This window comes from Saccharopolyspora indica (assembly GCF_027853965.1).
In the GTDB taxonomy this organism is placed as follows: Bacteria; Actinomycetota; Actinomycetes; order Mycobacteriales; family Pseudonocardiaceae; genus Saccharopolyspora; species Saccharopolyspora indica.
This window is the reverse complement of the sequence record NZ_JAQGLB010000008.1, coordinates 122,260-139,952: the sequence shown is the minus strand read 5'-3', so window position 1 is coordinate 139,952 and position 17,693 is coordinate 122,260. Positions and strand designations below refer to the sequence as shown.

The following is a 17,693-nucleotide window of genomic DNA, read 5'->3' as shown; positions in this document are numbered from 1 at the left end:
ACCTCTCACCAACTTAGTTGGCGAAAGGTGCCCTTCACCTCGATCGAAGCAGCTGCGCGGATGACGGCGCGCAGGAACCGCTGTGGTCAGCCGACGCCGAAGCCGACTCGCGGCAGCTCCGCCGGGCCGATCTCCACGTAGGCGACCTTCGTCGACGGGACGATGATGCGCCGCCCCTTCTCGTCGGTCAGCGCCAGCACGCCCTCAGCGTTCTTCAGCGCGTCGGCGACCAGCGACTCGACCTCTTCGGGGGACTGTCCGCTGGCGACCGTCAGCTCGCGCGGGCTGTCCACGACGCCGATCTTGACCTCCACGCCGAACCTCCGTTGGCACTAGATTCCGATAGGTGCGATCAGGCTATCCCACAGCCCGCACCACCTCCGGGCAACGAAGCCGACCGCGCCGCTATTCCACCGAACGCCACAACGCGGCCCGGTGGACGATCAACGCGCTCGGACCGCCGCAGGGGTCGAGCAAGAACCCAAAATCAGCCGAGGCCGAGGCGGTCCATGCGCTTGCCGTGGTTGCTCTGGAGACGGCGGAAGAGCGCTCCGATGCCGGTCAGGTCACCCGAGCCCTTGATGATCAGCTCCGCCAGCGCGTCGCGCTCCGCGACCACCCGCTGGGCCTGCATGATCGCCTCGCCCAGCAGCCTGCGACCCCACAGCGTCAGCTTGTCGCGCAGCTTGCGGTCGTTCTCGCAGGCCGCCTGCACCTCGCGCTCGGCGAAGGCCGAGTGCCCGGTGTCGGCCAGGACCGCGAGCACCAGCTCGCGCGTCGTCGGGTCCAGCCACTCCGCCACCTCGCGGTAGAAGTCGGCCGCCAGGCCGTCACCCACGTAGGCCTTGACGAGTGATTCCAGCCACGAATGCGGCGCGGTGGAGGCGTTGAACGCCTCGAACGGCTCGGCGAAGGGCTCCATGACCTCGCCGATCGACACCCCGCGGCCCGCCAGGTGCTCCTCCAGCAGCCGGTAGTGCCCCATCTCCGCGGCAGCCATGCTGGCCAGCGCCGCGCGCCCGGTCAGCGTGGGTGCGGTGCGCGCGTCCTCGGCGAGGCGGTCGAACGCGGTCAGCTCGCCGTAGGCCAGCGCCGCCAGCAGATCCACGACACCTTCCGAGTAACGCTCGTCACTTTCTCCGGGCAGTGCCGTGCTCTGGTCAGCCTCACTCATGGCTCCGAGCCTATCCGGCGGCACGCCCGAGTTACGCGCACCACGGCGAGAACGGCGGGCGAACAGGTATCCTGGGACATCGGAGGAGCTACGGCGTCCAGCGGGCGGCGCACCGGTCGGGACCGGTGGAGCACCGCGGGGCTGGCTCCCCGAACGTCACGATCCGGGCGATTGAGGCCCGAGCGGGACGGCCCCCGGACCACTGCCGGCGCGAACGCGGCCCACGTGAGATCGCACGCCGGCTTTGGCGCACGCGACGCCGAGAGGAACGAACCGCAGCGGATCACCACCGCTGAGCGAACAAAGGCGCGCATCATCACGTCGGTGACCACGAGCACAGCGAGCGGCTGGAAACGGCAGGCCGCGGTGCCGGGAGGACGTCGCCACGGATCGGCCCCAGCCGGGACGCGAGCGCGCAGGTACCGAGAGAGGCGATCATTCTGACGTTCACCAACAGCCAGGCCCCCGACGGCCTCGAAGATCCCAACGGGGGCGGCAGCCCCGAGGAAACCGCCCCCGCCCCGCACGCGAACCCGGAGTCCCCGACGTTCGCCGAGCTGGACGTGCACCCGGACATCGTCCGGGCGCTGAGCGAAGCGGGCATCGAGCGCACCTTCGCCATCCAGGAGCTGACCCTGCCGCTGGCGATGGGCGGCGAGGACCTGATCGGTCAAGCCCGCACCGGCACCGGCAAGACGCTGGGCTTCGGCGTCCCGCTGCTGCACCGCGTGCAGGTGCCCGGCGACGGCACCCCGCAGGCGCTCGTCGTGGTCCCCACCCGCGAGCTGTGCCTGCAGGTCACCCGCGACCTCACCGACGCGGGCAAGCACCTGGGCGTGCGCACCGTCGCCGTCTACGGCGGCCGCCCGTACGAGGAGCAGATCTCCGCCCTGCGCAAGGGCGTCGACGTGGTCATCGGCACCCCGGGCCGCCTGCTCGACCTGGCCGAACAGCGCCACCTGGTGCTCGGCAAGGTCCGCGGGCTGGTGCTCGACGAGGCCGACGAGATGCTCGACCTGGGCTTCCTGCCGGACATCGAGCGGATCCTGCGCATGGTTCCCGAGCAGCGGCAGACCATGCTGTTCTCGGCCACCATGCCCGGCCCGATCCTGACCCTGGCCCGCACCTTCATGACCCGCCCCACGCACATCCGCGCGGAGCAGGCCGACGAGAGCGCGGTCCACGAGCGCACCCACCAGCTGGTCTACCGGGCGCACTCGATGGACAAGAGCGAGCTGATCGCCAAGGCCCTGCAGGCCGAGGGCCGCGGCCTGGCGATGATCTTCAGCCGCACCAAGCGGCAGGCGCAGAAGCTGGCCGACGAGCTCACCGAACGCGGCTTCGCGGCAGGCGCGGTGCACGGCGACCTCGGCCAGGGCGCCCGCGAGAAGGCGCTGCGCGCGTTCCGCTCCGGCAAGGTCGACGTGCTGGTCGCCACCGACGTGGCCGCCCGCGGCATCGACGTGGCCGGCGTCACCCACGTGATCAACCTGCAGTGCCCGGACGACGAGAAGACCTACGTGCACCGGATCGGCCGCACCGGCCGGGCGGGCCGCGAAGGCGTCGCGATCACGCTGGTCGACTGGGACGAAGAGCCCCGCTGGAAGCTGATCAGCGACACGCTCGGCCTGGGCAAGCCGGAGCCGGTGGAGACCTACTCCACCTCGCCGCACCTGTTCACCGACCTCGACATCCCGACCGACGTGACGGGCCGGCTGCCGCTGGCCAAGCGCACCCGGGAAGGCCTCGACGCCGAGCCGGAGACGCAGGGCGAGGCCAAGCGCCCGCGGCGCAACCGCCGCCGCACCCGCGGTGGCAAGGAGTCGCGCGGCGAGGTCGAGGCCGGTGCCCGCCAGGACAGCGACGCCGAGACCAGGCCCGCGCGCACCCGGCAGCGACGCCGCACCCGCGGCGGAGGCGAAGCCAGCGCACCGGCGCCGGAGGCGCCCGCCGCAGGCGGGGAGGCCGACGCGGGCGAGCGGCCGCGCCGACGGCGCCGGAGGCGGCGTCCGGGCGGCGAGCAGGCCGGCGAAGCCGGTGGCTCGGCGCGCAGCGGCAACGCCGACGGCGGCGCCGCGTAGCGGAGACTGCGGGGTGGCGGTTTCGGGCCGAGATCGCCACCCGGCACGACGAGAAGACCGCTGGTTTCGCACGAGACCAGCGGTCTTGCCAGTTCAGGAGCCGGTCGGACTCGGCGGGGCACTTCCGGTTGCTGGTAGGCACTAAGCTCGCCGTCGACGAGAGCTCGCCCTTGTGAGGAGTGATGGTGGTCCGGCCGGAGCGGCGTACGCGTACCGATCTCGTCGTGGTCGCGCTCATCGCGGTGGCCGTGGTCGTCACCGGCACCGTGCTGTGGATCAACAGCGATGCCCGGGCCACCGTTTCCGAGGTCGCCGCGCACCCGCTGCCGGATCCGGCCGGGGTCGACGGCGTTCCCGCGACGCTGACCGAGGTGTGGCGGGCGCCGAGCCCGGCCACCCCGGTTCCCGTGGTCGCCGGCCCGGCGGCCGTGACCGGAGCGGGCAACGAGGTCCTCGGGCGCCATCCGGCGACGGGCCGGGTCGCGTGGCGCTACGCGCGCGACATTCCACTGTGCACGATCGGCGCGGAGTGGGACCGCGCGATCGCGGTCTTCCGCAAGTCCTCCAACTGCAGCGAGGTCACCTCGCTGCGGGGGCCGACCGGCGTCCGCGGGCCGCAGCGCAACTCCGATGCCGAACCGGGCACCCAGCTGCTCTCCGACGGCACCTACCTGACCGCCACCGGGCAGCGGACCTTCGAGTCCTGGCGCTCCGACCTGGTGCGCACCCAGCAGTTCGGCATCCCGCCCGCCATCAAGAACCCGGACAACAACATGCAGCGCCCGGACTGCACGTACTCCTCCCTCGCGGTCGGCGACGAGCGCACCGCGATGATCGAGAACTGCCCGCGCGAGATGGGCCGGGTCACGGTGGTCAAGACCCGGCCGGAGGACGACGAGAAGCCGGAGGAAGTCCTCAGCGTCGGGCTCGGCAGCGCTTCGGCAGGAGTCATCGCGGTCACCGACAAGCACGTCGCGGTGGTGGAGCGCGACCGCTCCGCGGTGGTCGTGCTCGACAACAGCGGCCGCGAGGTGACGCGCTACCCGGTCCGCGTCGGCACCCCGGAATTCCGGGCGAACGTGCAGGTCGAGTCGACCACCACCGTCGAGGACCGGATCTACTGGCACACCGGTGCCGACACCATCGCGCTCGACCCGGCGACCCTCACCCCGCGCTGGACCGCCCCGGACACCACCGGGCCGGGCATCGAGTTCGGCGGGAAGCTGCTGGTCCCGGTGCCCGACGGACTGGCCGTGCTGGATCCGGCCACCGGCCACCGCGAGCGGCTGATCCCGGTGGACCGCGCCGGCTACACCGGCCCGGTGCAGCTCAACTCGGTCGGCCCGGTCGTGCTGGAGCAGCGCGGCGACACCCTCGTCGCCCTGCGCTGACCAGACCTCAGGCCCACCACCAGAACCACAGCGAACCGAAGACCAGCACGAACACGCCCAGCGTCGCGAGCCCGCCGACCAGATCGCGGCGGCGATCGGCGACGGCCTGGGCCGCCACGGCCGCCACCGCCGTCACCAGCTGGGAGATCACCGCAGGTAGACCGGGTCCTTCCTGCCCCTCCCCCGTCGCCCAGAACTGCACTCCGACGAGCACCAGCGCGAGCACCAGGGAACCCACCGCCAGCGCACCGCTCAGCCCGCGGATCGCGCTCCCGCTCCGGCTGGGGGCCCGTCGCGAGTGCCGTCCCCTGGCACCGTCGACGGGGATCGGCCGGGTTCGGTACTGCCTCGGTTCCGGGTAGTCGGATCGCCTGCTCATCAGGCTTCCAACGCCGACCAGGACGGCAGGTCCGGCGCCGCCTGCTTGCCTTCGGCGCAGTGCGACCGGAAGTCGCACCACGAGCAGTGCCGTCCGGTGCTCACCGGGAACAGCGCCTCCGGATCACCGCCGAACGACAGCTCGTCGGTGGCGCTCTGGAACTCCGCGGCCAGCTGCTCGGCCCGTTCCCGCAGCGCGGCAAGCGATTCCGCGGTGTGCTCCCAGCTCGCGACGGTCCCGGTGGGCAGGTGGTGCAGCTCGACGCGGCGGCAGGTCCGGTGGAACTGCTTGCGCACGGCCAAGACGTAGAGGCCCAGCGCCAGCGAATCCCGCGCGTCGCTGACGCGCAGCCCGTGCCTGCCGGTCTTGTAGTCGACGACCACGAGCTCCCCGCCCCGCTCGTCGATGCGGTCCACCCGGCCTTCGGCGATGATCGACCCGGCCGGCGCGGAAACCCACCGCTCGACCGCGACCGGGGTCTCGGCCGGAGGCAGTTCGGCCACGTACCCGCTGACCCACTCCTGGGCCCGCTCCCGGTATTCGGCCGCCTGCTCGGGCCCGGCGAACCCGTCGGACTTCCAGTGCTCCCGCACCAGCACCGCCGCCCGCTCCGGCGAACGCTGGTCGACGCGCAGGTCGAAGTAGGCCCGCAGCGCGTTGTGCACCACCGCGCCCAGCGTGGCGTTCGCCCGGGCACCGGCGCGCGGCGGGGCCGGACGGTCGAGGTAGGTCATGCGGTACTTGCGCGGGCACTGCTGCCAGGTCGACAGGCGGGCCGGAGTCACCCGCACCAACTTGCTGGGAATGCCCTCAAGGCCTAGCTGCCCTTGCACGCGACCCACAGTACGCAGTTTTGCGGTCGCTCCTCGACCGGCCCCGATCAGCCGATCACCTTGCTTCCCGTGCAGCGGTCGATCAGGCGGTCCAGGGAGTCCGGCGGCGTGGTCTCCTGGCCGATCCGGATCGTCTTGTTGGTGCCGTGGTAGTCGCTGCTCCCGGTCGGGATCAGGTCCAGCTCGCCGGCCAGTCCGCGCAGCCGCTCGCGCGTCGCCGGGTCGTGGTCGGGGTGGTCGATCTCGATGCCCGCCAGCCCGCGCTCGGCCAGCTCCGCCACGACTTCCTCCGTCACCACCGGGCCGCGCGCCGTCGCGAAGGGGTGCGCCAGCACCGTGGCCCCGCCCGCATCGGAGATCATCTCGATCGCGCGGTGCACCGGTGTGTCGGTGCGCGGCAGGTAGTACCGCCCGCTACCACCGAGGAACCTGGCGAACGCCTCGTTGACGCTGGCCACCGTCCCGGCGTCGACCAGCGCCCGCGCGAGGTGCGGGCGACCGCCCGGCGAGTCCGGTGGCAGGCCCGCCATCAGCCCGTCCGGATCGATCGGGAAGCCGTCGGCGGCCATGTGCCGGGCCATCTCGTGCAGCCGCGTCCGCCGCTCCGCGCGCAGTCGCGACTGCTCGGCGACGAGCGCGGCCGAGTCCGGGGCGAACAGGTACGCCAGCAGGTGCACGGTGATCGTCCGGCCGTTGCCGTCCGGGCACGAGCACGAGAGCTCGGCGCCCGGCACGAGCCGAAAACCGCCCGGCGGGGCCAGTTCGCGCACCGCGCGCTCGGCTTCCGCCCAGCCCGCGGTGGTGTCGTGGTCGGTGATCGCGATGGCGTCCAGCCCGGCCGCGACGGCCGTCGCCACCAGCTCAGCCGGTGTGTCGGTGCCGTCGGACTCGGTGGAATGCGTGTGCAGGTCGATTCGCACACCCACCAGTGTGACCCATGCCCAGCAGAGCCCGCCGACCGCTGTCCGGCAGCGAGCGGCCCGGCAGGCTGAACACCCGCCGGGCCGATCTCCGCTCAGAGCTTGGCGGCCTTGCGCTTGCCCACCGCGGCGCGGCGCGCCTTGAGCATCGAGAAGCGGTCTTGCTGCTGACCCTTCTTGTCACCGAAGACCAGGCCGGAGATCGCGTCTTCGACCTCGGTCGGGTTCGGCACGTACTCGATGCGGTTGAGCGCCTGGATCTGACCAGCCGACTCCACGACCAGCGTGCCGTATCCGAAGACCCGGCCCATCAGGGTTCGCGCGAAGGTCAGGTCGGTGACCTTGGTGATCGGCATCATCGCCACGTTGGTGGTGAAGATGCCGGTGGTCAGCAGGAACCGCTTGTCCGTGACGACGATGCGTTCCACGTACCAGTCCAGCACCTGGTAGGTGAAGCGCACCAGCACGACCAGTCCGGCGTACCAGAGGATGTTCTGGAACAACCAGGCGTTCCCCGCCGGCAGCAGGTAGGACACCATCACCAGGCCGACGAGCAGGCCGATCGCCTCGAAGAGATCCCACAGCAAGCACGCCCAATGGCGCCGCACGCGGATCACCCTGCGTTCGGTGTCCAGCAGGTACTCGTCGGGATCCCTCGGAGCGAACAAGGCACCCGCCTCCCGCGGCTCGCGCTTACTGGATGAGGTTCTGCATGAAGGTGATGACGGCCTCGGCGGCTCCCTTGAGTCCGTCCGTGATGCCGGTCACCACACCACCGGCTTGCACCGGCGCGGTGAACAGGAAGTACAGAACGAAAGCAACTCCGGCCCACGTGAGGATTTTCTTGATGTTCACTGTCACGCACCCCGTCCGAAAATGCCCTTGAGTAGCGCAGGCGTTTGCTGATCCGTTGTACCGCACTTCGCCGCTTTACGGCAGCTTTGTACCGCACTTGGGTCAGTCGTCTCCGAGCAGGCTCGGATCAACTACCCTCCGTGTCGATGATCGTATCGGAGAACCCCGTGATCCGCTGCGTCGGAGCCGTGATCCACGACCCGGCCGGCCGGTTGCTGCTGGTCAAACGCGCACATGCACCCAGCGCCGGGAAGTGGTCGCTCCCGGGCGGCCGAGTGGAGCAGGGTGAGACCGACCATTCGGCGGTACGGCGCGAAGTCCAGGAGGAAACCGGGCTCTCCGTCACCGTGGGTGCATTCGTCGGCCGCGTTCTCCGCCCGGCGCCGCAGGGCACCTACGAGATCCTCGACTACTCCTGCCGGACCAACGACTGGACCCTTTGCGCTGGTGACGATGCTTCCGATGCCATCTGGGCGGACAGTGCGACTTTCGCCACACTCGACGCCGACGGCGCCCTGACGGAGGGTTTGGCGGACTGCCTGCGCGCCTGGGATTGTTTACCCCGCAACGAGTGATCGCCGGAATTCGACCGGGTTACCCGTGAACGTCCGAATCGGACCGGAATCCCGCCGCATTCGCCCACACCGCCCAATTCACCCGTTTCCGCCCCCGATCCGGTGCGCGGCGTGATGTTCGGCGAGAGCGGTTGCCGGGACGGCACTCGGACGGAGTATCGTTGCCGGTTGGCCGACGAGAGGACCACCGCACCGGTGGACGACCGCAGGAGGTGAGGGATCGTGGGCAATAGCGCCGATAGCGCTCTTCCGTGCAGTACCAACCGCATCCCCGCCGGAGCGCCCGTCCGCCGGTAGTCCGGGCCCGGCCGGGATGCGTGAGCAGCGAGACCCCTGCAGCACGCCTTCCCCCGGATGATCCACCCGGGTGGATCGCGCCCCGGAATCCTGGAGGCAGCCGTGCCCAACCTCCCCTCGCTCGGCCTGCGCAACCGAAGCAGCCGCGCGCCCCGCAGCACTCCCCGCGCGCCCGCGCCGACGTCCGACTACGTGGTGGACTGCGCGATCTACGTCGACGGGCACCGCGTCGAGGGCAGCTGGAACCACTCCGACGCCGTCGAGGAGGTGCGCCGCCGCGGCACCGGGTTCGTCTGGATCGGGCTGCACGAGCCCACCGAGGAGCAGATCAACGGGCTCGCCGACACCTTCGGGCTGCACGAGCTCGCGGTGGAGGACGCCGTGCACGCCCACCAGCGGCCGAAGCTGGAGCGCTACGACAACACGCTGTTCATGGTGCTCAAGACGGTCCGCTACCTGTCGTCGGACCGCCGGTCGGCGACCAGCGAGATCGTCGACACCGGCGAGCTGATGGTGTTCCTCGGCCGCGACTTCGTGATCACCGTCCGGCACGGCAAGCACGCCGGGCTCGGCCAGGTGCGCAGCCAGCTGGAGGCCGACCCGGAGCAGCTGGCGCTGGGCCCGTCCGCGGTGCTGCACGGCGTGGCCGACCACGTGGTGGACACCTACCTGGAGGTCACCGAGGCCATCCAGGACGACATCGACGAGATCGAGGCCGAGGTCTTCGAGCCGCGCACCAAGGTCGACGCCGAGCAGATCTACCTGATGAAGCGCGAAGTCCTGGAGCTGCGCCGCGCGGTGCTGCCGCTGACCAAGCCGATGCAGCGGCTGGCCGAGGGCTACACGCCGATGGTCGCCGACGAGGTGCGCTCCTACTTCCGCAACGTCGAGGACCACCTGGCGAAGGTCTCGGAGATGGTGGGCTCCTTCGACGAGCTGCTGACCACGCTGGTGGACGCGACGCTGGCCAAGATCACGCTCCAGCAGAACACCGACATGCGCAAGATCTCCGCGTGGGTCGCGATCATCTCGACGCCGACGATGATCGCCGGGATCTACGGGATGAACTTCACCAACATGCCCGAGGTGGACTGGGTCTACGGGTATCCGGGAGTGCTCGTGGTGATGCTGGTCGCCTGCGTGGTGCTGTTCAAGATCTTCCGGCGGAACAAGTGGCTGTGATGGCACTCGGTAACGAAGTCCGGATCTCGGACGATACGCTGTGCGGGGTCACTTCGCGCCCGGTCTTCTTCCAGGCGCGCCACCTGCCGTTCTCCACCGCCCGCTCGGTTCGGGCGGTGTCCGCGCGTGAGGAGGTCGTCATGCACCTGTTGCTGCAGCACCAAGGCCGGGCCGGGCATCGGCGCCCCAGCACCGCGCCGCGGCCGCGGCGAAGTCCGCTGACGCGCAGGCAGATCGCGGAGCAGTTGTTCCGGCACACCTCGTGGGTGCAGCGAAAACCCGGCGCGATGTGGGACGCGGTTCCCGCCGCGCCGCGCGCCGCCGTGCGCTGACGCCTGCCGGGATCGACCGCGGGCCACATCGTGAGGACGAATCTCTTGCAGATCCTCGTTGTTCACGTCGGAGGCACCGCCATGACTCGCTTGATGACCAACAAGCTCACCATCCTCGTAGCCCTGCTCGTGGGATGGATCTTCACCCTCTTCGTGCTGATCTCCAACCAGGCTTGATCAATTCGTCCACTGTGGCCTGGAGCAGCACGGCCCGGCGTCGGCCGCAATTCGGCGGCTCGACGCGCAGCGCGATCGTTTCGCGGTTATAACTCCCACCGGACAGGGCTTTCCAACGGCGGGGGTGATCGCGGATGTCGGCTTTGTGCGCAACTGCCGCGGTTCTGGCGCTGTTCAGCGCCGGGCCGCTGCACCCGGCGGCGAGAACGCCGTCCGCCGAGCAGCAGATGCTCGACCTGACCAACGGAGCCCGGGCCGACGCCGGCTGCCCGCCGCTGCGCCTGAACGCCGACCTGGCCGAGGCGGCGACCGGGCACAGCGCGGACATGGCGCACCGGGACTTCTTCGACCACACCGGCAGCAACGGCAGCCGGCCCGCGGGCCGCACCAGCGCCGCGGGCTATCCGGGCGACTACATCGGCGAGAACATCGCCGCCGGCTACGACTCGGCCGAGGTCGTCTTCCAGAAGTGGATGGACACCGCCGTGCACCGCGGCAACATCCTCGACTGCAAGTTCACCGACCTCGGCGTCGGCCGTGTCGACGTGCCCTCCAGCCGCTACCGCGTCTACTGGACCCAGGACCTCGGCCGCCCGCCGATCAGGTGATGAGTGAAGGGCACCTTTCGCCGAGTTAGTTGGCGAAAGGTGCCCTTCACCTCGTCGTCCTCGCCTCCCCGCTCACGCGGTCAGGTGAGGGTGGCGCCGGTGGTGGGGTTGAAGAGGTGGATCTTGTCGGGGTCGAACCAGACTTCGAGGTCGTGGTTCTCGCGGGCGCCGGACTGGACCGAGAGGCGGGTGACCACTTGGCCCTCGTCGGTGGGGACTTCGGCGGTGCCGCTGTCGGCTGCCAGCTCGTCGAGCTCGGCCGTGCTGGCCCTGGCGCCGTGCAAGGTGAAGTAGACGTACTTGTCCGAGCCCATCTCCTCGACCACGTCCACCTCGCCGCGGAAGGTCGCGCCCGAGGCGCGGGCCGCGTCGTCGAGCAGCGCGGCGTCCTCGAAGTGCTCCGGGCGGATGCCCAGGACGAGCTCGCGCGGGGCGTCCGCGGATTCCAGGGCTCGGCGGAGGCGGTCGCCCAGCGGCACGTCGCCGAGCGCGCTGCGCAGCACGCCCTCGGCCGCCTCGACGGGCACGAAGTTCATGGCCGGGGAGCCGATGAAGCCCGCCACGAACAGGTTCGCCGGGTGCTCGTAGAGGTGCTGCGGTGCTCCCACCTGCTGCACCACGCCGCCGCGCAGGACCACCACGCGGTCGCCCAGGGTCATCGCCTCGGTCTGGTCGTGCGTGACGTAGACCGTCGTGGTGCCCAGCCGCTTCTGCAGCTTCGACACCGAGGTCCGCATCTGCACCCGCAGTTTGGCGTCCAAATTGGACAGCGGCTCGTCCATCAGGAAGGCCTTGGGGCTGCGCACGATCGCCCGGCCCATCGCGACCCGCTGGCGCTGCCCGCCGGAGAGGTTGGCCGGTTTGCGCTGCAGGTGCTGGGTCAGGTCGAGGATCTTGGCCGCCTCCTCGACCTTCGCGCGCACCGTCGCCGAGTCGACCTTGGCCAGCCGCAGCGGGAACGCCATGTTCTCGAACACCGTCATGTGCGGGTACAGCGCGTAGGACTGGAACACCATCGCGATGTCGCGGTCCTTCGGCGCGCGCTCGTTCATCCGCTCCCCGCCGATGCGCAGCTCGCCGCCGCTGATGTCCTCCAGCCCGGCGATCATGTTCAGCGTGGTGGACTTCCCGCAGCCGGACGGGCCGACCAGGATCACGAACTCGCCGTCCGCGATCTCCAGGTTCACCTCGTTGACCGCCAGCGCCCCGTCCGGATAGCGCTTGGTCACCTTGTCCAGCACGATCTCGGCCACTTCGGTTATCCCTTCACTGCACCGGAGGTCAGTCCGGACACGATGCGTCGCTGGAAGAACAGCACGAACAAGATGATCGGAACGGTGATCACCACCGCCGCGGCGGAGATCGACCCGGTCGGGTCCTCGAACTGCGAGCTGCCGGTGAAGAACTGCAGCGCCACCGGCACCGTTCGGGAGTTCTCCGTGGAGGTCAGCGAGATCGCGAACAGGAAGTCGTTCCAGCAGAAGATGAACACCAGGATCGCGGTGGTGAACACGCCCGGCGCGGCCAGCGGCGCGATCACCTTCGCGAACGCCTGACCGGGCGTCGCGCCGTCCATCTTCGCCGCCTTCTCCAGCTCCCACGGGATCTCCCGGAAGAACGCCGACAGCGTGTAGATCGACAGCGGCAGCGAGAAGGTGATGTAGGGCAGGATCAGGCCCGGCCAGGTGTCGAACAGCCCCAGCACCCGCTCGATCTCGAACAGCGGGGACACCAGCGACACCTGCGGGAACATCGCGATCAGCAGCGACACCCCGACCAGCAGCCGCTTGCCGGGGAAGTCCAGCCGGGCGATCGCGTAGGCGGCCATGGTGCCCAGCACCACCGCGATCAGGGTGGCGATCAGCGCGATGCCGATGGAGTTCAGCAGCGCGCGGGTGAACTCGGAGGTGCTGAAGATCGCCGCGTAGTTCTCCAGCGTCCACTCGCGCGGGATCAGGTTGCCGTCGGAGAGCGTCTCGGGCGTCTTGAACGACAGCGAGAGGATCCACAGCACCGGCAGCAGCGCGTAGACCACGACGACGGCGTTGAGCACCGTCCACTTGGCCTTCCGCGCGGGGGTCTCCGCCCCGCCCACGCCCGCCATCAGCGCCTCCCCTTGTCGTCGCTACCGGGCGCGGCCGTGCCGAAGAGCTTGACGAAGATCCACGCGATGAGCGCGACCGCGATGAAGATCAGCACCGACATGGTGGAGCCGATCCCGAGGTTCAATCCCTTGATCAGGTTGTTGTAGGCCAGCACCGACACCGAGGAGGTGTCCTGCGCGCCGGAGGTGAGCACCACGATGTTGTCGAAGACGCGGAACGCGTCGAGGGTGCGGAAGAGCACCGCGACGAGGATGGCCGGCTTCATCACCGGCAGCATCACCTTCACGAACCGCTGCCACGGCCCGGCGCCGTCCATCGCCGCCGCCTTGAGCAGGTCGTCGGGCACCAGCGCCAGGCCGGCCATCAGCAGCAGCGCCATGAACGGCGTGGTCTTCCAGACCTCGGCGAGGACCACGATGGCCAGCGCGCTGGCGTGCTCGGTCAGCGGCGCGCCGTCCGGTGTGATCGCGTTGGCCAGGTAGCCGGTGTCGGGCGTCCACGCGTAGCGCCAGCTGAACGCCGCCACCACGGTGACGATCCCGTACGGGATGAGGGTGACGGTGCGGACCAGGCCGCGGCCGACCAGCGCCCGGTGCATGATCAGCGCCAGGCCCATGCCCAGCACGAACTCGATGACCACCGAGATCACCGTGACCAGCACGGTCACCCCGAACGCGGTCCACCAGTAGCCGTTGCCCAGCACGGTGATGTAGTTGTCCAGCCCGACGAACTCGCGCTGGTCCGGGTACTTCAGGTCGAAGCGCTGGAACGACAGCCACAGCGCGTAGAGGACCGGGTAGCCGGTGACGGCGAGCATCACCAGCGCGGCCGGGGCGCAGAGCAGCCAGCCGAGCTTGCGCTCCGCCTTCTTGCCCTCGCTGATCGCCTTCGCCACTGGAAGGGCGTCCTGCTGCTGCACCATCAGGGCATCACTCCCTTGGACTCCAAGGCGTTCTGCACCTCGGTGCGCATCCGGACCGCGGTGGGCTGCGGGTCGATCTCACCGATCGGGGACAGCATCTTGGACAGCACCGTGGAGACGTTCTGGGCGGCCGGGGTCACCGGCCGCACGCCCGGGTCCTTGAGGGCTTCCAGGATGGTGTCGCGCATCGGGTACTCGGCGGCCATCTCGGGTTCGGCGTAGACGGACTCGATCGTGGGAGGCACGCCGTCGTTGAGCGCGGAGAACTTCTGGCTCTCCGGGTTGCGCAGGCACTTGGTGGCTTCGAAGGCCAGGTCCGGCTTGGTCGAGTAGCTGCTCACCGCGTAGTTGGCGCCGCCGATGGTGGACTTGCTCGGCACCCCCGGTTGCAGGCCGGGCAGCCGCGCCCAGCCGACCTCGTCCACCAGCTCCGGCTTCTTCTCCACCATCGAGGCGTAGACGAACGGCCAGTTCAGCTGGAACGCGGCCTGCCCGGTCTCGAACTCCTGCCGGGCGTCGTCCTCCTTGGCGTTGTTCATCGACGCGCTGGTCACGCCCGCCGTGCCGAGGTCGCGCAGCGCCTGCATCGCCTGCACCGCGCCGTCGTCGACCACGGCGGTGCGGCCGTCCTCGGAGATGACGCGCCCGCCCGCCGATTCGACCAGCGTGTTGAAGTGCACGTACACGCCCTCGTACTGGGCGCCGGTGAGCGAGATCCAGTGCGGCTTGCCCTCTTGCTTGAGGCGCTGAGCGGTGGAGATCATCTCCTGCCAGGTCTCCGGCGGTTCGGGCACCAGGTCCTTGCGGTACCAGAGCAGCTGCACGTTGGTGTTCTTCGGCGCCGCGTAGAGCTTGCCGTCCCAGGTCGCGGTCGTCAGCGGACCCTGCAGGGTGCCGCGCTCCACGTCGGCCTTGTCCTGCCCGGTCCACTCCCGGATCCACTTCGCCTCGGCGAACTCGCCGACCCAGGTGACGTCCAGGTACAGGATGTCCAGACCCGTGTCACCGGCGGCGAGGCGGCGCACCATCTGCTCGCGCTGGCCGTCGGCGTCGCGGGGCAGCTTGTGGTAGACGATGTTGTAGCGGCCGCCCGACTCGGCGTTGCAGCGGTCCACGTTCTGCTGCAGGTTCTCCTCGGGCGCGCTGTAGAGGTTCACGGTGTTCGCGCTCGATGCCGGGGCGCAGGCGGTCAGCGCGGATGCGCACACCAGCGACGCCCCCAGCACGGCCGCGCGACGTGTGCGGCGAACTCTCACGATCGGTCCTCCCGGTTGCTGGTCGCAGCCACGACCAAGCATCGCGGGGCTTCGTCGCCTGCCACCACCGGCGGTGAGCCGGTGCTGGAAAGCTAGGCCGGTTGATCAATCAAGGCAAGGCTGCGGCGGCCCGTTGTTGCCAATACGTAAATATCGGCGAAATGGGCAATGCCGCGGACCGCCCCGATTCCCCCGAAAGCCGCATCCCGATGCTCCCAACGGCCCGGAAACCGAATTTCGGAACTGCGCCGCCCCAGCGGGCTGCTGCGGACCGCACCGGCGAAGAGCGGCACGGTACGCCCTGCTCAAGCCTCGGACGACGGCAGAAATGACGGAAGCGCACAGCCGCGGGCGCCCGGCTTCTCGGTCGGTGTTTCAGCCGCGGCCGGGCCAGGAATCCGCGCCGCGGAATGTGCTGGGCGACGGTTTCGCGTCGATGTTTCGGGCGGTCCCGGGGCGTTGAAAGCGCGAGACCCGGGCTCCCCGCTGTTCCGCGGGGGTCCTGGGTCGCTTCTGGCCGAATCCGCAGAGCGCCGACGTCGCCGGGGACTGCGCGTCTACTGGGTGGGCGGGGGTTTCATGGCGAGCTTGGCGAGGAGGTCTCGGCCCTGCTCCGCGTGGCGGGGTTGGGCCAGGACGTCGTAGCGGCCCGCGACGAGCTGGCTCGCCGAGGAGAAGTCCCGGCGGCCTCGGGTCGAGGCGTAGCCGACCGCGGCGAAGACCAGGCCGAACAGCACACCCGCGCCGAGGCCGGCCAGCACCGGGCCGAACCAGCTGCCCTGCGGGGTGAACATGCCCATGATCAGGCCCACCAGCAGACCGAACCACGCACCGGAGGCTGCGCCGCCGCCCAGCACCCGTCCCCAGGTCAGCCGTCCGGTGACCCGCTCGACGAGCATCAGGTCGACGCCGACGATGGTCACCTCCTGCACCGGGAAGTCGCTGTCCGCGAGGTGGTCCACGGCGCGCTGCGCCTCTTCGTACGTGCCGTAGGAGCCGATCGGCCAGCCGCTGGGCGGCGTGGGCAGGTTGGGTGTGCCCGGCGTCGGCCGGCTCGCGCCGGTGAATGGGTTGGACACCGCTGACACCTCCGTGAAAAGTACTGCCAAGGCCGGAACCGCGACGGCGGGCGAGCCCGATTCCGCCGCAATGTCCCTTCCCCCATCAGGCTACCCTGCGAGGGGTTCCCGGAGATCATGTACGTACCCCGCGCTGCACGCATCCCCAACCGGGTGAGCGGCGCGGATGTCAGTGCCTGTTGGTGGTTGTTCTGCGTGCGTGGCCGCTTGGCGGAACCTGAGTGCTTCCCCGGACTGCGGGTGCCCCTCCTGTTGTACGACCAGGACAGTGCTCTCAGGCCTCGGCCGCGCGGCGGACCACCGTGAGCGCCAGCGCCGCGCAGCCCAGGGCGGCCAGCGCGAGCAGGACGAAACCCCAGGTGTACTGCCCGGCGGTGCCGTAGATCGCGCCCATCACCAGCGGCGGGAAGAAGCCGCCGAGCCCGCCCGCCGCGCCGACCAGCCCGGTCACCGCGCCCACCTCCTCGGCCGGGGCCAGCTTGGCGACCAGCGCGAACACCGCTCCGGCGCCCGCGCCCAGCACCGCGGCCAGTCCGAGGAACGCGATCGTGCCGACCGGCACCAGCGGCAGCTCGAAGGCGGCGAGCGCGGCGAGCAGGGCCGCCAGCGAGCACAGCGCGCCGAGCACGGTGGCCGGGTGCGCCCGGTCGCACAGCCAGCCGCCGATGGGGCGGGCGATCACGGCCAGCACCACGAATCCCGCGGTGCGCGTCGACGCATCCGCCGCCGTCAGGTCGTAGGCGGTCTTCAGGTAGGTGGGCAGGTAGACGCTGAACGCCACGAAGCCGCCGAAGGTGAGCGCGTAGAGCACCGAGAGCTGCCAGGTCGCGGCCAGCTGCAGCGTTTCGACGGTGCGGCTGAAGGCCGATCCCGCCGGTACCGCGCGGTCGGCCGGGTCGCGCAGCAGCGCCCAGGACAGCGCCGCCACCACGACCAGCGCCACCGACACGACCAGGAACGGGGCGAACTGGCCGTACGCGCTGATCAGCGGCAGCGTGCTGAAGGTGGCGATGGCGGTTCCGCCGGTGCCGACGCCGAACACGCCGAGCGCGGTGCCGCGGTTGGCGGGCGGGAACCAGCCGTTGACCGCCGGGACCCCGACGGCGAAGGTCGTGCCGCCGAGGCCGAGCAGCACGCCGCCGATCATCAGCACCGGCAGCGCGTCCGGGAACAACCCGACCAGCAGCACCGGCACGATCGTCAGCAGGCTGAGCGCGGTGAACATCGGCCGCGCGCCGTAGCGGTCGGTCAGCGAGCCGACCGGGATCCGGCCGACCGAGCCGATGATCACCGGCAGCGCCACCAGGATCGACTGGGTGAACGGCGCCAGTCCGAGCCGCTGCCCGATGCCGGGGGCGAGCGGGCTGAGCAGCGCCCAGGCCCAGAAGTTGACCGTGAACGCCAGGGTCGACACGGCCAGCACGATCCACTTCTGGGCGGATTCGGCCGCCAGCCCGAGGTGGGCGGGTGCGGGATGACTGACCACTGCGAACACCTCGGCTCTCGGTTCGTTTCCGCTGGTGACGA

The 17,693-nt window shown here is 70.3% G+C and carries 19 protein-coding genes; 6 read left to right on the top strand and 13 right to left on the bottom strand.

Annotated features, from left to right (window positions below; translation table 11 throughout):
• Window positions 1-86: 86 nt before the first annotated feature.
• Window positions 87-314, bottom strand: a complete 228-nt coding sequence (locus tag OU416_RS19280; protein WP_093153123.1) for a DUF3107 domain-containing protein — start codon at window positions 312-314, stop codon at window positions 87-89.
• A 173-nt stretch (window positions 315-487) separates the two neighbouring features.
• Entirely contained in the window at window positions 488-1,174 is a 687-nt protein-coding gene (locus OU416_RS19275; protein WP_093153121.1) for a ferritin-like fold-containing protein, read from the bottom strand.
• 557 nt (window positions 1,175-1,731) lie between these two features.
• Between OU416_RS19275 and OU416_RS19270 the strand changes: the two genes are divergently transcribed.
• Together OU416_RS19270 and OU416_RS19265 are read left to right on the top strand one after the other, a co-directional pair.
• Entirely contained in the window at window positions 1,732-3,255 is a 1,524-nt protein-coding gene (locus OU416_RS19270; protein ID WP_270928550.1) for a DEAD/DEAH box helicase, read from the top strand.
• A gap of 182 nt (window positions 3,256-3,437) precedes the next feature.
• Complete coding sequence (locus tag OU416_RS19265) at window positions 3,438-4,646, top strand: Rv3212 family protein (RefSeq protein WP_270928381.1); 1,209 nt, start codon at window positions 3,438-3,440, stop codon at window positions 4,644-4,646.
• A 7-nt stretch (window positions 4,647-4,653) separates the two neighbouring features.
• Here OU416_RS19265 and OU416_RS19260 read toward each other — a convergent pair whose 3' ends face one another.
• The 5 genes from OU416_RS19260 to OU416_RS19240 all read right to left on the bottom strand — a co-directional run bounded on the left by OU416_RS19260 (window position 4,654) and on the right by OU416_RS19240 (window position 7,639).
• On the bottom strand, window positions 4,654-5,025 hold the full coding sequence (locus OU416_RS19260) for a hypothetical protein (RefSeq protein WP_270928380.1): 372 nt from the start codon (window positions 5,023-5,025) through the stop codon (window positions 4,654-4,656).
• A complete protein-coding gene (locus OU416_RS19255; protein WP_270928379.1) occupies window positions 5,025-5,810 on the bottom strand; it encodes a RecB family exonuclease in 786 nt (261 codons plus the stop codon). Before OU416_RS19255 ends, OU416_RS19260 begins: the two co-directional genes overlap by 1 nt.
• A gap of 95 nt (window positions 5,811-5,905) precedes the next feature.
• Entirely contained in the window at window positions 5,906-6,787 is an 882-nt protein-coding gene (locus OU416_RS19250; RefSeq protein WP_270928549.1) for a PHP domain-containing protein, read from the bottom strand.
• Between the two features lie 86 nt (window positions 6,788-6,873).
• Window positions 6,874-7,446 (bottom strand): PH domain-containing protein, encoded by a 573-nt coding sequence (locus OU416_RS19245; protein WP_093153114.1) that lies wholly within the window; start codon window positions 7,444-7,446, stop codon window positions 6,874-6,876.
• Window positions 7,447-7,471: 25 nt separating this feature from the next.
• Window positions 7,472-7,639, bottom strand: coding sequence for a hypothetical protein (locus OU416_RS19240; protein ID WP_270928556.1), 168 nt, complete (start codon window positions 7,637-7,639; stop codon window positions 7,472-7,474).
• Window positions 7,640-7,779: 140 nt separating this feature from the next.
• Here OU416_RS19240 and OU416_RS19235 point away from each other — a divergent pair, with 140 nt between their 5' ends.
• The 4 genes from OU416_RS19235 to OU416_RS19220 all read left to right on the top strand — a co-directional run bounded on the left by OU416_RS19235 (window position 7,780) and on the right by OU416_RS19220 (window position 10,804).
• The gene (locus tag OU416_RS19235; protein WP_270928378.1) at window positions 7,780-8,208 is read left to right on the top strand and encodes an NUDIX hydrolase; all 429 of its coding nucleotides are present in this window, start codon (window positions 7,780-7,782) and stop codon (window positions 8,206-8,208) included.
• Between the two features lie 399 nt (window positions 8,209-8,607).
• Entirely contained in the window at window positions 8,608-9,687 is a 1,080-nt protein-coding gene (gene corA, locus OU416_RS19230; RefSeq protein WP_270928377.1) for a magnesium/cobalt transporter CorA, read from the top strand.
• A gap of 140 nt (window positions 9,688-9,827) precedes the next feature.
• Window positions 9,828-10,019 (top strand): hypothetical protein, encoded by a 192-nt coding sequence (locus OU416_RS19225; protein WP_270928376.1) that lies wholly within the window; start codon window positions 9,828-9,830, stop codon window positions 10,017-10,019.
• A 311-nt stretch (window positions 10,020-10,330) separates the two neighbouring features.
• Entirely contained in the window at window positions 10,331-10,804 is a 474-nt protein-coding gene (locus OU416_RS19220; protein WP_270928375.1) for a CAP domain-containing protein, read from the top strand.
• Window positions 10,805-10,884: 80 nt separating this feature from the next.
• On the opposite strand, the gene OU416_RS19215 is transcribed toward OU416_RS19220, so the two are convergent.
• The 6 genes from OU416_RS19215 to OU416_RS19190 all read right to left on the bottom strand — a co-directional run bounded on the left by OU416_RS19215 (window position 10,885) and on the right by OU416_RS19190 (window position 17,652).
• Window positions 10,885-12,057 (bottom strand): ABC transporter ATP-binding protein, encoded by a 1,173-nt coding sequence (locus OU416_RS19215; RefSeq protein ID WP_270928374.1) that lies wholly within the window; start codon window positions 12,055-12,057, stop codon window positions 10,885-10,887.
• 5 nt (window positions 12,058-12,062) lie between these two features.
• Entirely contained in the window at window positions 12,063-12,908 is an 846-nt protein-coding gene (locus OU416_RS19210; RefSeq protein ID WP_270928373.1) for a carbohydrate ABC transporter permease, read from the bottom strand.
• Window positions 12,908-13,831 carry a carbohydrate ABC transporter permease gene (locus OU416_RS19205; protein WP_270928372.1) on the bottom strand — a complete coding sequence of 308 codons (924 nt, stop codon included), beginning with the start codon at window positions 13,829-13,831 and terminating at the stop codon, window positions 12,908-12,910. Before OU416_RS19205 ends, OU416_RS19210 begins: the two co-directional genes overlap by 1 nt.
• Entirely contained in the window at window positions 13,831-15,129 is a 1,299-nt protein-coding gene (locus OU416_RS19200) for an ABC transporter substrate-binding protein (RefSeq protein WP_372907243.1), read from the bottom strand. The genes OU416_RS19205 and OU416_RS19200 overlap by 1 nt, the downstream gene beginning before the upstream one ends.
• 515 nt (window positions 15,130-15,644) lie before the next feature.
• Window positions 15,645-16,166, bottom strand: coding sequence for a general stress protein (locus tag OU416_RS19195; protein WP_270928371.1), 522 nt, complete (start codon window positions 16,164-16,166; stop codon window positions 15,645-15,647).
• 274 nt (window positions 16,167-16,440) lie between these two features.
• Window positions 16,441-17,652, bottom strand: coding sequence for an MFS transporter (locus OU416_RS19190; RefSeq protein ID WP_270928370.1), 1,212 nt, complete (start codon window positions 17,650-17,652; stop codon window positions 16,441-16,443).
• Window positions 17,653-17,693 lie beyond the last annotated feature (41 nt).

Coding starts and splice junctions, on each gene's coding strand:
- OU416_RS19265 (WP_270928381.1), top strand. CDS start 3,438: ATGGTGGTCCGGCCGGAGCGGCGTACGCGTACCGATCTCGTCGTGGTC.
- OU416_RS19220 (WP_270928375.1), top strand. CDS start 10,331: ATGTCGGCTTTGTGCGCAACTGCCGCGGTTCTGGCGCTGTTCAGCGCC.
- OU416_RS19200 (WP_372907243.1), bottom strand. CDS start 15,129: ATGCTTGGTCGTGGCTGCGACCAGCAACCGGGAGGACCGATCGTGAGA.
- OU416_RS19205 (WP_270928372.1), bottom strand. CDS start 13,831: ATGGTGCAGCAGCAGGACGCCCTTCCAGTGGCGAAGGCGATCAGCGAG.
- OU416_RS19260 (WP_270928380.1), bottom strand. CDS start 5,025: ATGAGCAGGCGATCCGACTACCCGGAACCGAGGCAGTACCGAACCCGG.
- OU416_RS19210 (WP_270928373.1), bottom strand. CDS start 12,908: ATGGCGGGCGTGGGCGGGGCGGAGACCCCCGCGCGGAAGGCCAAGTGG.
- OU416_RS19275 (WP_093153121.1), bottom strand. CDS start 1,174: ATGAGTGAGGCTGACCAGAGCACGGCACTGCCCGGAGAAAGTGACGAG.
- OU416_RS19235 (WP_270928378.1), top strand. CDS start 7,780: ATGATCGTATCGGAGAACCCCGTGATCCGCTGCGTCGGAGCCGTGATC.
- OU416_RS19225 (WP_270928376.1), top strand. CDS start 9,828: ATGCACCTGTTGCTGCAGCACCAAGGCCGGGCCGGGCATCGGCGCCCC.